Below are 16,143 nucleotides of genomic sequence, written 5' to 3' on the forward strand. Positions count from 1 at the left end.
TTTATATAGAATGCGAATTAGTTTAATTTGAGATAATACTACCGCTACGGAAATATACTATATACTTCGCTTTCCGCGGGCGGCAGGTGATCGGGCTAATAGGACGTTGGTCACGAAGGCGTTGCCACAAAAGGTCTTCGGTGGGGCGAGTAATCGTAGCCCCAGGACGTGGCGTTCTTAGCCTTTGATCCTTTGTCGCGACTTTAGGGGTCTTACCGATGCCACTTTTCCCGCAGGAGTCTCCGTGTATTTCCTCGTTAAGTATAGTACTGTGTAACTTATAGTTATATTAAATTAGAAATAGTTATCTACTATTGTGATGGTTGATTGGAGCGGAATCGGGCAGTGCACTCACTTAGTTCTAAATTTATATCAAGTGTGAAATAATTTTTTTCTAAAGATAAGAAAGTATAAATTTTTTTGCTTCGATGTCTAGCTCCAGCGCCCAGCGACTAGCGAGAATTCCCTCACCTCCGTACGATAAAGAAGACTTGCCGATTGGTGAAACCAGAGGCTTAGTCGCACTTATACCCTTGCGGTGAAAGTCAACATCGACTCACTCCGTTCGTCGTGTTTCCTTTATCTCCTGCGGGGACTGTTCGTTAAAACCGCCGCTTTCCGCGGTAACACCGAACCACCTGGCATGGCCAGGCGCAGTCCGTACGTCGCTATACGGGCGCTTGCGCTTTTCTTATTACAAAGCAACAAATCTTTTCGATGGGACTAGTAATCGCAGTCCCAATCTTATAGAAAATAGCCTAGTTTTAGTATAACAAGGAGAGTACAACCAATGAATGCGATAGGAATTTTCCTTTTAACGATAGCTATGACCTTTGCATATGCAGCCGCATATTTTATTTTAAAAAAACAGAAATATTCCTTTATAACCGGAATGAGAAACCGCACAAATGAAGAAATAAAAAAGCTGCAAAAGTCAGGATATATGAAAGCAACAGGAAGATTATATTTAATTATTGCCATCGAATTAACAATAGGCCTGCTATTAACGATGCTTGGGATTTCCTATGCTTTTGAAATTGCGGTCGGTATATTTGTTCTTTTGTTTGTTGTTGGCTATATATATATTCAAAAGTACGAACTAAAGGAAAGACGCCAAACGGCATATCTTTCCAGCGTAATAACTGGATTTATAACGATTGGTATTGTTGGCTATATATTAAGCCGGGGATTTTTAGGAAATGAGTTAGTGATATCAGATGAGCAAATAGAAATTACTGGTCCTTATGGGGTGGAAGTCTCCTTACAGGAAATTCGGGAAGTGGAATTACTGGATGAATTGCCGGAAATAAATGTCCGTACAAATGGATATGCATTTGGCGAGCGATTAATGGGAAATTTTAGTGTAGAGGAATATGGAAGTGGGAAATTGTTCGTCCATAGGGAAAGTAAACCTTATTTATTTATCGAGCTGGATGGAACCTATATTATTATTAATAGTAAAGATGTAGAACAAACAAGGAAATGGCATAATCAGTTACAGGAAAACTAATACAATGCACTAAAATACGAGCGAATGCGAGTTTTTCTAAGATTTACGGGTATAAACTACTGTCGAATTTCCTAACCTAGTAATTAAGTGAAAGAAAACGAAAGCTAACCTTTTAAGTTGGAAGGGTTTAAAAACAGAAGTGACTCGTTTACAATAGAATATAATAATTTGTTAAAAATATAGAGAGATTGGCAGAAGGTAGGTTAATGGTGTTGTGAAAAGACTTAGCGATTTTCATCTCCAACGTTTATTTCCGTCTGTTATTTACCGGCGTGGATTGGAGTACTATAAACAGAATAGAGTAAGTGATCTATTATATGATATCAATTATCAAGTGTGGTCTGCGACGGTTCATGGTTCAGAGGATTATTTTGTCGAGATTAATATGCGCGATATGGACAAAGGTTCGATTGATACGTATTGTGACTGTCCTGCATTTGACACATTTGGTTCATGTAAACATATAGTTGCTGCCTTAATCACTATTGCAAATAAAGAACAAAATGATGTGAAGGGGACGGAAAACTATAACTATCAATTAACAAGCCGATTCATCGATAGGTTAGGATCTGTTACTCAGGCAAGTCAGCGTGCTGAAATTTTGCCTGATAAAAGACCGATGCATGTCGAATATTACTGTAAGTGGTCATATGACAGAAATATAGTTATAGAATTAAAAGCTGGAGAATCACATCGTTATGTCGTAAAAGATGCATTCGACTTTATTCGTGATGTGCTTCTGGGCAGAGATTACTATTTCACGAAAAAATTCACCTATAGCACGGACAGTCATTATTTTCATAAACAGGATTTGGAAATATTTGAGATGCTTTATTCCATACGAAGGAATGAGGAAGTCTACAATGGGTACCGATTCTATCATTATCAGGGAGATGTGAATGATAGACGTTCCGTTGTCATTCCGCCTTTTCTTGCCAAAGAGCTTTTAGAAAAGCTGACAGAACGGGATTTTGTTGTGGATTCAAAGGAAGGGACATACAAAGATATAACCATTGAAAAAGAAACATTGCCATTTGAATTCGCACTAACGAAAAATGAACGTGATGATTTGATGCTAACGATGGAGGATGTCACAGGGGCCATTTACTTTAAACCATATGAGATTCTATTTGCGCAAGGTACGTTCTATTATCCTACAAAGGACCAGATTCCTATTATCGAGGAGATGGTCGGATTTGGGATGGAAGATTTCAAACTGCCAATTACGAAACAGCAAGCTGATGCGTTTGTCTCCGAGGTGCTACCATCATTACGGAAAATCGGAAATGTAGAGGCGTCGGAACATGTGAAATCGGAAATTATTCAGGTTCCTTTACGGGCTAAGCTATTTCTGGACGTTAAGGAAGATTGGATTGTCGGGAAGCTGGAATATCATTATGGGGAACACTTGATTGATCCGTTTAATGGCCGTAAGCATGGTGATGTTATTATCATTCGTGATATTGAGAAGGAACAGTACATCATGCAGCTGATTGAACATGCCAACTTCCATTACAATGGAAAGGAACTTTATATTGAAGCGGATGAAGAGGAAATGTACGATTTCCTCTATCACGTCATACCGATTCTCGATCAGCATGTCGAATTATTTTTGACATCAGAAATTCGTAGTTTCATTGTGGAAACAGATCCGATTCCGAGCACGAATGTTCGCTTGGAGACATCTGCTAATTTACTGGAAATTGGCTTTGATATAGATGGTGTGGATGATTCTGAGATAAATAAAATATTAGATGCGGTCATCGAGAAGAAACGCTATTACCGAATGCCGGATGGGGCACTTCTTTCCTTGGAAGGGGAAGAATTCACGTCTATGCAGCAATTATTTAAAGACATGGACATCGGAAAACAGGATATTCAGCAGGGGAATGTACAGATGCCTGTGTATCGGGGAGCACAGCTGGATGAAATGATTCAAACGGATAAAAGCTATGATCCATCATTTCGAAAATTACTGCATCATCTCAAGTCCCCTGAAGAGCAGGTTTATGATTTACCAGACAACCTCCAAGCAACACTCAGGAGTTATCAAATGACTGGGTACCAATGGTTTAAGTCATTAAGTCATTATCATCTCGGAGGGATATTGGCCGATGACATGGGTTTAGGAAAGACTTTGCAAAGCATTGCCTATATTGCCTCTGAACCAGTAGTTCACGGGCCACACTTAATTGTTGCCCCGTCATCAGTTGTCTACAATTGGAAGAACGAGTTTGAGAAATTTGTTCCTGATTTAAAGGTTGCCATTATGACAGGAGCCCCATCAGAGCGCCATCATAAAATGGAAGAAATGACAGATATGGATGTTTGGATTACTTCCTATGCCACATTACGGCAGGACATAGAGCTCTATCGCGAAAGAACATTCCAAAGCTTAATTTTAGATGAAGCGCAATATATTAAAAATTATGCAACGAAAACATCACGGGCAATGCGGGAAGTGAAAGCAACAAGAAAGTTTGCGCTAAGCGGCACGCCAATTGAAAATTCCATTGATGAATTATGGGCGATTTTCCAGGTTATTCTGCCAGGACTAATGCCAAACCAGCGAACCTTTAAGCAATTATCGAACGAAAAAATATCAATGATTACGAAACCATTTATACTTCGCCGCTTAAAGAAAGATGTATTAAAGGAATTGCCGGAAAAAATCGAATCCGTCCATGTTTCGGAGTTAACAAAGGACCAGAAAGATTTATATGTCGGCTATTTAAGACAGGTACAACAGGAAGCAGCTCAATCCATGAAAGAAAGTGGATTTAATCAAAACCGAATGAAAATTTTAGCTGGCTTAACCAGATTACGGCAAATTTGCTGCCACCCTTCCATGTTTATTGAAAACTATGAAGGGCAATCCGGAAAACTGGAGCAGCTGATGGAAACGGTAAGAAGTACGATTGAAAACGGAAAACGGATGCTAATCTTTTCACAGTTTACTAGTATGCATGAAATTATTATAGAGCGTCTGGAAAAAGAGGGACTTGATTATTTCTACCTAAGTGGGCAAACACAGTCCCAAGAACGTGTAGAAATGAGTGAACGCTTCAATAATGGCGAAAAGAGTATTTTTCTTATCTCTTTAAAAGCCGGTGGAACTGGATTAAATCTAACTGGTGCAGATACGGTTATTTTATATGATTTATGGTGGAATCCCGCTGTAGAAGATCAAGCAACAGGCCGTGCTCACCGGTTCGGGCAAAAAAATGTGGTTCAGGTCATTCGTCTTGTGACAGAAGGGACAATAGAGGAAAAAATCTATGACTTACAACAGAAAAAGCGTGAGTTAATCGATCAAGTCATCCAGCCAGGCGAGACGATGCTGTCCAGCCTCAGTGAAGATGATGTTCGTGAATTATTGAGTATATAAATAAAAGTCAGATGCTTGCGTGGAGCGAGTGTCTGGCTTTTTTCTTAGTTTGGAAAAGTGAAGCAAATCGCGCGAGCGCCCATTGAAATCGAACGCCAGCCAAGTTAACTCGCGCGAGTGCTCCCCGAAATCGAACGCCAGCCAGGTTAACTCGCGCGAGCGCTCCCCGAAATCGAACGCCAACCAAGTTAACCCGCGTGAGCACTCCTTCAAATCGAACGCCAACCAAGTAAAGTCGCGCGACCCGCTCCCAAAAACGACCACTAACCAAGTAAAAGTCCCGCGTCTCACCCACCCAAACCAAAAAAACAAAAAGCCAGAATTCAGGCCTCCCCCTGAATTCAAGCTATCAGATTACAATCCTCCATATCCAATTACCTTAAACAAAATCACTGATTTAACGTAAATAGTTTTCTTGGTCTCCCTTTTTGATAGGGTCTTTCTTCTCCTGAAACTTTAATGACATCACCGTTTAATAGCTTGTTAACGGTTCGTTCTGCACTTCGCTTTGTCACATTATAATATTTTGCGACATCATTGGATGAGAAAGGTTCGTTATTCCGGATTCGAATGAAATCAATGAAATTATAAGATAATTCATTGTTTAAGCGGGCTTTGTGAATGAGCGCGTGATAGAGCTTAGACGCATCAAATTCTTTTTTGACACCGATAGGCCCAATCGTTTCCTGTCTTTCATTGACAATATAGCATTTGCTTTCATCCGTTTTATTGCATATTTCGAGAGCGATTTCGGCGTTGATATTAGACTGTTTTGCAGTTAGCCCTAATCCATAGCCGAAATCAATGGGAACGTTTACTTCTGATTGAATTTCTCTCAACAATGGAAAATCACGATAATGATTCGTTAAATGGTTAATTAAAGCTTTTGTACCAATTAAAACTATTTTGTAATCACTGACTGGAAAGATGGAGATGTCTGTCTTTTTACTGAATTTAGTTAAAATATCACTTAGCTTTGACATGATGTCCTTTAGACCTTGTTCACCGTATTCGTTTCTGGTTTTATCAGGTTCTTTGATTTGGATGTAACCGGTAACAATTTGTGCGCTCTTGCTTAAATCCAGTCTCACCGTGGATTTAGCCTGTTTGATAGCTTCTTCTGAATTAATATCCGGAATAATCATGGAGTTAACAGGAATATTCCTCTCTTTGAGTTGACGCTCTACGCTTTTAACAGAAGTAAGAACATAATCAATTTTTCCATCCTGCCATAATCCAGCATGATGATTAACAATTTTTTCAATGGAGGGTTGTAAATCCAGGCCATAATCATAGATATATATATCCTGGCTATTCAACTTTAATTCATCAATGACTCGATGGACTACATCCTTATTGTCTATATCCACAGACAGGCGTTTTACATTTTGACCAACGGAGTTTTTCAGCTGATATAAATTAGTAAGAACCATGTGTTCATCATGAGGAATTTGTATCGTTGGTAATCGCTTTTTCTCAACCTTTTGCTTTACATATAAAAAGGAAATAGCTTCTGTAAAAATATAAACATCACACATGAAAGCCTTTTCAATTAATTCTACCGTTTCCTCTTCCTTTTCATATGTAAAGGATACTACTTCTACATCGTTCTGCTTATCAGCTAAATGATTAAATTTGGCAATGGAATCTTCTCTCCCAAACACGGCAATCTTTACTTGCATAAATGACACTACTCCTTTTCATAAGATTATTAAACAAATTTATCAAAAGATATATGGATAGTGCAGCTACAGCATTCACCAAGTATTTGAACTTCTGTAGCATTTATCGTTATATCTCCGTCCAGGCCTAATAAAAATGGTAAAGTTTGCTCCTAAATGAAACATCAAATCATGGGGAAGAAGATTCTAGCTGCTAAAAAATGGCATTTTCACCCTCCTTTAAAGTCAATAGTAATTACTACTATCATATTGAATTTTCATAATATTGTCAAGAAGTCTTGCTAACTCTATGCGCTTTTTTCTTATAACTAACTATTTAGAAAATAATTTATATTGAATTATTTCTGATTTTGGGTTATATTTTTAGTATCTATTTGTAGTATAAAATTGTAGTAAAAAAAATGGGGGGTTAGATTGTGAAGATGAAAAAGCTGTTTTTATTTTTCACTTTAACGATTTCTTTAAGTCTGTTATTGGCTGCCTGTGCAAGTGAGCCTGATGACAGCGTTTCCCTGGAAGAAACGGAAGATATTGCAGAGGAAACTACAGATGAAAGTGGAGAATCCTCAAATGAAGAGAGTGGAACAACTGGAGGCGGGGATTTGGTCATTGCTAATAATTCGGATGCCGTTTCATTAGATCCAGCTGGTTCCAATGATGTTCCGTCAAGTGATGTGCAAGCAAACATTTATGAGTCGCTTACTAAGCAGGATGAAAATATGGAAGTTCAGCCAAGTTTAGCGGAAACCTGGGAAGCAGTGGAAGATAATGTGTGGGAATTTAAACTTCGTGAAGGAGTTAAGTTTCATGATGGTTCTGATTTTAATGCGGAAGTAGTGAAAGCAAATATTGAGCGTGTGCTTGACCCGGATGTAGCGTCACCCAGATCGTTTTTGTACGAAATGATTACAGATATTGAAGTAGTGGATGATTATACTGTTCGGTTTACAACAGAATATCCATTTTCTGCACTTCCAGCCCATTTAGCGCATAGTGGAGGTGCGATGGTTTCCTTGGAACAAATTGAAGCGGATTATGCTGCAATGGAAGATGGGGCTGAGCCAGGAAGTGTGATTAATGAAAACCCAACTGGTACTGGATTCTTCGTGTTTGATGAATGGGAGCCCGGTTCGTATATTCGATTAGTAAGAAACGATGATTATTGGGGGGAGCATGCGAAATTAGATTCTGTCACGTTTAAGGTAGTCAGTGAGCCATTGACACGGGTTGCTGAACTGGAAACCGGTGAATCTCATATTGCCAATCCAATCAGTCCGAATAACAGGGCACAAGTGGAAGCAACGGATGGAATTCATGTAGCACAGCAAGGAAGTGTAAGTCTTTCTTATATTGGTTTTAATATGGAGAAAGAACCATTCGATGATCCCTTAGTACGTCAAGCGATTAATATGGCAATTGATAAGGAGCAAATTATTACCGGTATTTATGAAGGAGTTGGAACACCGGCGATTGGGCCACTTGCTCCAGATGTCTTCGGTTATGATCCAAATGCTTCTGGATTGGAACATGACCCGGTTCGTGCAAGGGAATTACTAGCTGAAGCTGGGTATGAGGATGGATTCTCTACAACACTTTGGACAAATGATAACCAAGAACGTATGGATACAGCAACAAATATCCAGGCGCAGCTTGCTGAGTTTGGTATCGACGTAGAAATTGAAGTAGTGGAGTGGGGAGCGTATTTAGAACAAACTGCAAATGGAGAGCATGATATGTTCATCTTAGGGTGGTCTACAGTTACTGGGGATGCCGATTATGGATTATATGCATTGTTCCATTCCAATAATGTTGGGGAACCTGGTAATCGTACATTTACGAAAGACCCTGAGCTGGATGAGCTTCTAGATCAAGCCCGACAGGAACCAGATCCAGATACCCGTTTAGAAATTTATAGTGAAATTCAAGAATTACTTGTAGATATCGCACCGATGCTTTATATACACCACCAAGACTACTTATTAGGTGTGAATGATTCGGTTAAGGGTTTAACTCAGCTGCCAACGCAAATCCTGCAACTGCAAGATGTAACAATTGAAGAGTAATCAAAATACCCTAGGATTCTTATATCCTAGGGTATTTTGATATTTTTATGACTATGCCACTTGACGTAGAATGGAAATGATATTAAAAAATCCTTTCTTAGGTTTTACTGCTTTTTAATTCTGATAATTGATGAAAAGTACTACATAACTTTACTTATGAGCGTGTAGCCCCAGGTTATGAGCGCATATTTATCACTTTTGAGCGTTCATCCCTGGTTTTTGAGCGCAAAACCATCACTTATGAGTAATATATTAAAATCAGTAAGATGTATCCTACAATATTGGCTGTTTTTCATTTGCTTCTACTGTTTCGATGAAGTGACAGGCTGCTTGATGTCCTTCTTTCATCATATCCATCCTTCTGAGTTTTGGCTCTTCTGTTTTACATAGTTCTGTAGCGAAAGGACAGCGCGTGTGAAACCTGCATCCACTTGGAGGATTAATAGGAGAAGGGACATCCCCCCCTAAGATAATACGCTGTTTTTCCTTCTCGACATCGGTACTCGGAATTGCGGAAAGCAATGCTTTAGTATAAGGATGTTTCGGATTTTTAAATAGAGACTTTTTATCTGCAATTTCAACTATTTTTCCTAAGTACATGACAATGATTCGGTCAGAAATGTGGCGTACTACACCAAGGTCATGGGAGATAAATAAGTAGGTTAATTGAAATTCTCTTTGTAATTTTTTCAATAGATTAATAACCTGTGCCTGAATGGAAACATCGAGTGCTGAGACGGCTTCATCTGCAACGATTAATTCCGGATTAACCGATAGAGCGCGGGCAATTCCGATTCGCTGTCGTTGTCCGCCGCTAAATTCATGGGGGTAGCGATCCAACTGATGTTCTCCCAAGCCAACCGTTTCTAATAGTTCAATCACTCGCTGATTTCTTTCTTTTTTTGGTACAACATTTTGTATTTCCAGTGCTTCGTTTAATATTTGCCGAACGGTTTGTCTTGGATTAATCGATGCATAGGGGTCCTGGAAAATAATCTGCATATTTTTTCGTTCCTGGTTCATTTTCTTTTTGCTGTACGACAGTAAATCTTCCCCTTTAAATTCTACTTTTCCTGATGTTGGTTCATCCAGGCGCAGTATCGCTCTACCTGTTGTTGATTTGCCACAGCCGGATTCTCCAACTATACTTAATGTCTCTCCTTCATAGATGGTAAAGCTTATCCCGTCCACCGCTTTTACATAATTTATTGTTTTCCCAAGTATGCCGCCCTTGATTGGGAAGTATTGCTTTAATTCTGTTACTTTAAGTAGTTCCTTCTGTTGTTTTTGCATGAACATTCACCTCCGGGTCTCCATCCCATTCGTCCGAGTAAATCCAGCAGCGAATCTGATTACCATATGAATCGGTTTCAATATTTGGCAATTTTTGATGACAGAGGTCTGTTGCGAATGGACATCGGGGAGCAAATCGGCAGCCATTAGGCATTTCAACAGGACTCGGTACCGATCCTTTAATGACATCTAAGTCTCCTTCCACATCACGATCATGAGGAGGGATGGATTTCATTAATCCAACTGTATATGGATGTTTAGGATGAGTAAACAATGATTTCACATCAGCAAACTCCATGACCTGGCCACCATACATGACTGCGACATAATCACATGTTTCTGCAACAATACCAAGGTCGTGAGTGATTAATAGGACACCCATTCCGAGGCGGTCCTGCAGTTCATTAATTAAATCCAGTATTTGTGCTTGAATCGTAACATCAAGAGCAGTCGTTGGTTCGTCAGCGATGAGTAAATCAGGATCACATGCAAGTGCCATTGCAATCATAATTCGCTGCCGCATTCCTCCTGATAATTCATGTGGGTATTGCTTCAGCCTTTTTTTAGGAGATGGAATCCCAACAAGCTTTAACATTTCAAGCGACTTCTGTTTCGCCTCTTTTTTGCTTAATTCCTGATGGGTAATATATGATTCACTTATTTGCTGTCCAACTGTTAACGTTGGGTTTAATGAAGTCATCGGTTCCTGGAAAATCATCGAAATTTCGTTTCCACGTATCTTTCGCATTTCTGATTCACTTTTTTGAAGCAAATCTTCGCCCTTGAAGTAAATCTCTCCACCAACAATCTTTCCGGGATTATCGATTAAGCGCATAATTGATAAGGAGGTAATACTTTTTCCGGAGCCGGATTCCCCTACGACACCGAGTGTTTTTTTCTTAGGAATTGTAAAAGATAATCCATCTACCGCTTTAATTTCCGCATTTTTAGTAAAAAAAGATGTTTGGAGATGATTAATTTCTAATATATTTTCATATTCTTTCGATGTGTTGTTTTTCATTTGAATCTCCTTTCTAAAAAATTAATCCAAATCAATTCGTTTGTTTAATAGCCGGTATGTAATGTCCACGAATAAATTGACAAGAACAAATAAGAGAGCAATAACTAAAATGGTGCCCTGAACAACAGGAAAGTCCCTTGCTGCAATGGAATCAATGACAAGTTTCCCCATCCCATTTATGGCGAAAACGGTTTCGGTAAGAACAGCCCCTCCAAGTAGACCGCCAAACTGTAGTCCAACAACTGTTACAACAGGTATTAATGCATTTTTAAGTGCGTGTCGGTAAATGACGATTCTTTCCTTGATTCCCTTTGCTCTGGCTGTACGTATATAATCCTGTCCAATCACCTCAAGCATGCTGGAACGAGTCATCCGAGCGATAATTGCTGCACTGCCGGTACCTAATGTAATAACTGGTAAAACAATTTGCTGGAAGCTTCCCCATCCAGATGGTTTAAACCAGCTTGTGTCATTAATAAATGGAAACCAGTTCGGTAAATCTATCCCGATGGAAAACCATTGAATTAACATAAGGCCCAGCCAGAAGTTAGGCATGGACAAGCCGAAAAGGGCGATAAGCATAATAATCGTATCCTGAGGTGAGTATTTTTTGGTTGCAGATATAACTCCTGCTATTAACCCAATAAATACGGCAAGTATGGTGCTGTAAATCGCCAGCTCAATTGTTACCCAAAAGCGTGCACTAATTTCATCTGTAACAGCACGCCCACTACGCATGGAATTACCCAGGTCTCCTAGAAGGGCATTTCCGAGATAGCTTAAATACTGCTTAGGTAATGGCTCATTTAAGCCTAGTCTTTCTCTAATATTTTCAACCTGTTGTGCTGGTGCGCTTTCTCCTGCCATAATTTGTGCCGGGTCACCAGGAACCAGGTGCATCATGCTGAATACGATGATAGTTACCCCGATAATCACGGGAATTGTTTGGATGATTCTTCTTACGATAAATTTGAACAACTAAAATCACCTCTCTTTATTCTTTTGACTTCGGATCAAAGGCATCTCGTAATCCGTCACCAAACATATTGAAAGCAAGAACTGCCACGACAATTGCAATTCCAGGAAAAAAGGCAACATGTGGTGCATTGTATAAGAAGTTTCGACCATCACTTAACATGGCTCCCCATTCAGGTGTTGGGGGCTGTGCACCCAAACCGAGGAAGGATAGTCCGCTTGCCGATAAAACAGCTGTAGCAATATATAATGTTGCTTGAACGATAATTGGGGATGTAATATTCGGAAAAATATGCTTAAAAATAATACGACGGTCACTTGCACCTAGTGCCTTCATTGCATCAATATATTCCAGTTTTTTAACTGATAAGGTAGATCCCCGTGTAATTCTGGCAAATATGGGAATGGATGAAATAGCAATCGCGATGATAACGTTTACTAAACTTCCGCCCAGAATACTTACGATAGCAAGTGCTAATAAAATACCAGGAAAAGCTAACAGAACATCCATACAGCGCATGATAATACTATCCAACCTCCCACCATAATACCCTGAAATAATTCCGAGCAATGTGCCAACCGTTGCACCTAGAGCAACAGAGGAAAAGCCCACAAACAGAGTTATCCATGTTCCATGAATAATCCGACTAAAAATATCTCTCCCGAAGTTATCCGTTCCAAACCAATGGTCACTGGAAGGGGGCTGGAGTTTGTTTAACATGTCTTGGGTGTTTGGTGAATATGGTGAAAAAAAGGGGCCAAAGATAGCGACAAGTAATAAAAAAATAATTAAAGCTGCACCAACCATAGCTGACTTATTTTTTCTAAGCTTGTCAAATATGTCTATCCATTTTTTAGTTTTGGGGTTAGAAGGTTTGATGACAGAATTGCTCTTATTCATCATCTGTACAGGATCACTCATTATCTTCACCCTTTCTTGCAGTTGTTTGAAATATAGAAATTCCTATTATCAATTGTATCATAGTTTGTTTATTTATAATAAATAAAATATTCTAAAATAACAAACAATAAGTGAAGAAAGTTAGTATGCAGAAAAAGGGTTTATTAAAAATACTTAGTTTAATATACAGCAACTACACTTGCTACAGACAAGGTGGCACGCTATAACAATCTCCTTGAAGCAGAAAAAGTACTATTTGAGGATGCGGCCATCGCACCAGTTTATCAAGCATCCAGAGCACAATTAGTTTCTCAAAGAGTAGACGGTGTGTTTGTTAACCCATTTGGAGCAACCTATGAATATAAATGGGCGTTGGTACGGAATAACTTTTATTTAAAAGAGAGTAAGAATGCCATATTGGCAATTCTTACTCTCTTTTTATTGACTCTTTTGTAGATTTTGTTGTTGAAACCTTGTAATTGATATAAATTCCGACTTAGTATAGTGCTCTGTTGATTTCCGCTACGAGCAGTCGTGCACCTTTGATCGTAAGAATTCTAATTACTTATTTTCCAACAGAGTAGTGTTACATCAAAAAGAAGTTATTTTTGTTTTAGAGAAAAAACTGTTCTATAAGCAGATTAAACATCGATTAGCAGCCCTCAGATAGAAAGGTGATTAACACAAAACCAGCGGAGGAAATACACGGAGACTCCTGCGGGAAGAAAGGCATCGGTGAGACCCCTAAAGAAGACAGCACGAGGAGGCTCACCAGCCGCCCCGCGGAAAGCGAAGTGTATTTCCGGAGCCATTTAAAGCGCTCATAAATAATAAGTTACAGTCCCCACCTTTTTGAAAACAGCCTTTTATTACATATAATACAGAAGTAATAACAGAACGAAGATAATTAGAAAAACAATAGCCTGAAATTTGACAATATGATAAAACGTATCATTTCGCTTCTCGGAAGGGAGTGGCTTTTCCTTCCATTCCTCCAAATAATCCTTGTTTCTTGACATGATACTGGCAAATCTCCGAAAACTAAATGTTATTCCGTCATAAAAGCCGCCTCGTTTCGTGTAAAGGAACAGCGTAATAATTAGATAAAAGAAGCTGATATAAAAAAACGTATTGATGAGATTTACAATGTTATACCCGGTTGAAAAAATAACATAAATGAGAATAATAACAATCAAGTTAATTATTAGGTAGAAGCCTTTATTTTTTTTCATGTTTAGTCACCTTTAATCGTCTTTTACAATCCTATAACGGTAGTCATTATACCATAACAGGGACTTTGCCGAAATGTAGAAAGAACCTTTAAATTGCGTGTTCAAAAAGGAGGATGAAAAGGACCGAGAAGTTCGAGCCAACGAAGAATTTCGATGTGTCATTTTCACCGAACTTTTTGAACATCCTCTTAAACGGATACATTATTTTCCCCTGAACAGGAGACAATATAAACCGATGCTAAAAATAGAGCAAGTGTTATATGTACAAATGAACATGCTCTAATAAATAATAACTTTGAAGAGGAGGTCATCCGATTTATGGATGTAAAAGGCAAAATACTATTTTTACTATGCTTATTAGTATTAGTTTTAGCTGCTTGTGGTGGGGGTGGAGATACAGAGGAAACACCTGCAGAAGAAAACAATGAAGATGCGACAGAAAACCAGGCGGCTAAAGAAGGGGATCAAGTACTTAATTTCATTAATGGCGATACCATTCCTTCGATGGATCCATCCATGGCAACAGACGAATATGGATTTCAGTTTTTAGGAGCGACGATGGAAGGATTGTACCGCTTAAATGAAAATGCAGAACCTGTAGAAGGGATTGCGGAAGGTCATGAAGTAAGTGATGACGGATTAACATGGACTTTTAATTTACGTGAAGACGCTACATGGTCCAATGGTGATCCTGTAACAGCACATGACTTTGTCTATGCTTGGCAGCGTGCAGTTAACCCAGAAACGGGATCAGAGTATGGTCCATACATGATGGGTGGCGTTATTAAAAATGCCGATGCAGTAAATGCAGGGGAAGCAGAGTTGGAAGAACTGGGTGTAAGAGCGGAGGATGATTACACGTTAGTGGTAGAACTGGAGCAGCCTGTCCCTTATTTTGAGTCATTAACTACTTTTGGAACATTTTTACCACTAAATGAGGAGTTTGTTGAGGAGCAAGGAGATAACTTTGCAACAAGTACCGATACTCTTTTATTCAATGGACCGTTCACACTAGAGAATTGGACAAGTACGGCAAGTGAATGGGATCTTGTGAAGAATGAAGATTATTGGGATGCAGAAACAGTACAGTTGGATCGAATTCATCATACTGTTGTAAAAGATTCGACAACACAAGTAAGGCTATATGAAGAAGGAACGGTAGACCGGGCTGGCATTTCGTCCGATTTAGTTGATCAATACTCAACCCATGAGGACTATCAAGTGACTCCGGAAACGTCAGTGTTCTATCTCAAATTAAATCAAACTCGAAATGAAGCGTTAGCTAATAAAAATATTCGTGCAGCGATAAGCAGAGCGTTTAACAAAGAAGCATTAGTAGATGAAATTTTAAACAATGGATCAATCGTTGCAAACGGTATTGTTCCAGCTAATTTTACTCCAATGCCTGAATCTGGTGAGGACTTCCGTGAAGCAAGTGGGGACCTGGTAACTTACGATGTGGAAGCTGCTCAGGAATACTGGGAAAAAGGACTGGAAGAGCTTGGAACAGATACAGTCGAACTGAAATTATTGGGTGGCGATACGGAAACTTCTAAAGTAATGAATGAATATATTGCAAATCAATTATCAACCAACTTACCAGGGCTAAACGTGACATTGAAAAATGTCCCATTTGAACAGCGTTTGGATTTAGACACTGCCATGGATTATGATATCCAAGTAGCAGGATGGGGACCTGACTATCTTGATCCAAATACTTTCTTAAACTTATGGGTAACTGATGGCGGAAACAACAAGATGGGTTATTCCAATTCTGAATATGATGCTTTAATTGAAGAAGCAGCAACAGAACTTGCTACGGATAATGAGGCTCGCTATGAAAACTTCCTGGAAGCCGAAAGAATCTTGTTTGAAGATGCGGCAATAGCACCAATTTACCAAAGTGCCATGGCACAGCTCGTTTCTCCTAAAGTAGAAGGGGTATTTGTAAATCCATTTGGAGCGACTTACGAGTATAAATGGGCTAGTGTTGGCTCTGAATAAAGAAGGATAAAAAAACGGGGATTTGCATGATAAAAAAGTGCATTTCCCCGTTTTTATTTTAAATTTTGTTTTTT

The 16,143-nt window shown here is 39.1% G+C and carries 11 protein-coding genes; 5 read left to right on the plus strand and 6 right to left on the minus strand.

The genetic code is table 11. The features are described 5' to 3' along the window. Positions 1-790: 790 nt before the first annotated feature. Both GMJ66_RS09700 and GMJ66_RS09705 read left to right on the plus strand, forming a co-directional pair. Positions 791-1,510: a DUF3784 domain-containing protein gene (locus GMJ66_RS09700; RefSeq protein ID WP_156290124.1), complete on the plus strand. Its 720-nt coding sequence runs from the start codon at positions 791-793 to the stop codon at positions 1,508-1,510. A 214-nt stretch (positions 1,511-1,724) separates the two neighbouring features. Beyond that, on the plus strand, positions 1,725-4,898 hold the full coding sequence (locus GMJ66_RS09705; RefSeq protein ID WP_156290125.1) for a DEAD/DEAH box helicase: 3,174 nt from the start codon (positions 1,725-1,727) through the stop codon (positions 4,896-4,898). A 389-nt stretch (positions 4,899-5,287) separates the two neighbouring features. Here the strand turns inward: GMJ66_RS09705 and GMJ66_RS09710 are convergent, their stop codons facing one another. Further along, entirely contained in the window at positions 5,288-6,580 is a 1,293-nt protein-coding gene (locus GMJ66_RS09710; protein ID WP_156290126.1) for a hypothetical protein, read from the minus strand. A 416-nt stretch (positions 6,581-6,996) separates the two neighbouring features. On the opposite strand from GMJ66_RS09710, the gene GMJ66_RS09715 reads away from it, so the two are divergent. Beyond that, a complete protein-coding gene (locus GMJ66_RS09715; protein WP_407939217.1) occupies positions 6,997-8,643 on the plus strand; it encodes a glutathione ABC transporter substrate-binding protein in 1,647 nt (548 codons plus the stop codon). Positions 8,644-8,916: 273 nt separating this feature from the next. On the opposite strand, the gene GMJ66_RS09720 is transcribed toward GMJ66_RS09715, so the two are convergent. The 4 genes from GMJ66_RS09720 to nikC are packed head-to-tail and all read right to left on the minus strand — an operon-like array spanning position 8,917 to position 12,854. Then, positions 8,917-9,936, minus strand: coding sequence for an ABC transporter ATP-binding protein (locus tag GMJ66_RS09720; RefSeq protein WP_156290127.1), 1,020 nt, complete (start codon positions 9,934-9,936; stop codon positions 8,917-8,919). Beyond that, complete coding sequence (locus tag GMJ66_RS09725) at positions 9,908-10,957, minus strand: ABC transporter ATP-binding protein (protein ID WP_156290128.1); 1,050 nt, start codon at positions 10,955-10,957, stop codon at positions 9,908-9,910. Before GMJ66_RS09725 ends, GMJ66_RS09720 begins: the two co-directional genes overlap by 29 nt. 21 nt (positions 10,958-10,978) lie before the next feature. Further along, positions 10,979-11,935 (minus strand): ABC transporter permease, encoded by a 957-nt coding sequence (locus tag GMJ66_RS09730; RefSeq protein ID WP_156290129.1) that lies wholly within the window; start codon positions 11,933-11,935, stop codon positions 10,979-10,981. Between the two features lie 16 nt (positions 11,936-11,951). Further along, on the minus strand, positions 11,952-12,854 hold the full coding sequence (nikC, locus tag GMJ66_RS09735; RefSeq protein ID WP_156290130.1) for a nickel transporter permease: 903 nt from the start codon (positions 12,852-12,854) through the stop codon (positions 11,952-11,954). A gap of 192 nt (positions 12,855-13,046) precedes the next feature. On the opposite strand from nikC, the gene GMJ66_RS09740 reads away from it, so the two are divergent. Next, complete coding sequence (locus GMJ66_RS09740) at positions 13,047-13,289, plus strand: hypothetical protein (protein WP_407939218.1); 243 nt, start codon at positions 13,047-13,049, stop codon at positions 13,287-13,289. 413 nt (positions 13,290-13,702) lie between these two features. Here the strand turns inward: GMJ66_RS09740 and GMJ66_RS09745 are convergent, their stop codons facing one another. Beyond that, a complete protein-coding gene (locus GMJ66_RS09745) occupies positions 13,703-14,065 on the minus strand; it encodes a DUF3899 domain-containing protein (RefSeq protein WP_156290131.1) in 363 nt (120 codons plus the stop codon). Between the two features lie 318 nt (positions 14,066-14,383). On the opposite strand from GMJ66_RS09745, the gene GMJ66_RS09750 reads away from it, so the two are divergent. Continuing rightward, the gene (locus GMJ66_RS09750; protein WP_156290132.1) at positions 14,384-16,069 is read left to right on the plus strand and encodes a peptide ABC transporter substrate-binding protein; all 1,686 of its coding nucleotides are present in this window, start codon (positions 14,384-14,386) and stop codon (positions 16,067-16,069) included. Positions 16,070-16,143: the final 74 nt, after the last annotated feature.

Origin of the sequence: Oceanobacillus salinisoli (genome assembly GCF_009733865.1) — a bacterium.
GTDB lineage: Bacteria > Bacillota > Bacilli > Bacillales > Amphibacillaceae > Oceanobacillus > Oceanobacillus salinisoli.

Excerpts from the sequence above, each read along its gene's own strand:
- GMJ66_RS09750 (WP_156290132.1), top strand. The coding sequence starts at position 14,384 with ATGGATGTAAAAGGCAAAATACTATTTTTACTATGCTTATTAGTATTA.
- GMJ66_RS09725 (WP_156290128.1), bottom strand. The coding sequence starts at position 10,957 with ATGAAAAACAACACATCGAAAGAATATGAAAATATATTAGAAATTAAT.
- GMJ66_RS09745 (WP_156290131.1), bottom strand. The coding sequence starts at position 14,065 with ATGAAAAAAAATAAAGGCTTCTACCTAATAATTAACTTGATTGTTATT.
- GMJ66_RS09700 (WP_156290124.1), top strand. The coding sequence starts at position 791 with ATGAATGCGATAGGAATTTTCCTTTTAACGATAGCTATGACCTTTGCA.
- GMJ66_RS09710 (WP_156290126.1), bottom strand. The coding sequence starts at position 6,580 with ATGCAAGTAAAGATTGCCGTGTTTGGGAGAGAAGATTCCATTGCCAAA.
- GMJ66_RS09720 (WP_156290127.1), bottom strand. The coding sequence starts at position 9,936 with ATGCAAAAACAACAGAAGGAACTACTTAAAGTAACAGAATTAAAGCAA.
- nikC (WP_156290130.1), bottom strand. The coding sequence starts at position 12,854 with ATGAGTGATCCTGTACAGATGATGAATAAGAGCAATTCTGTCATCAAA.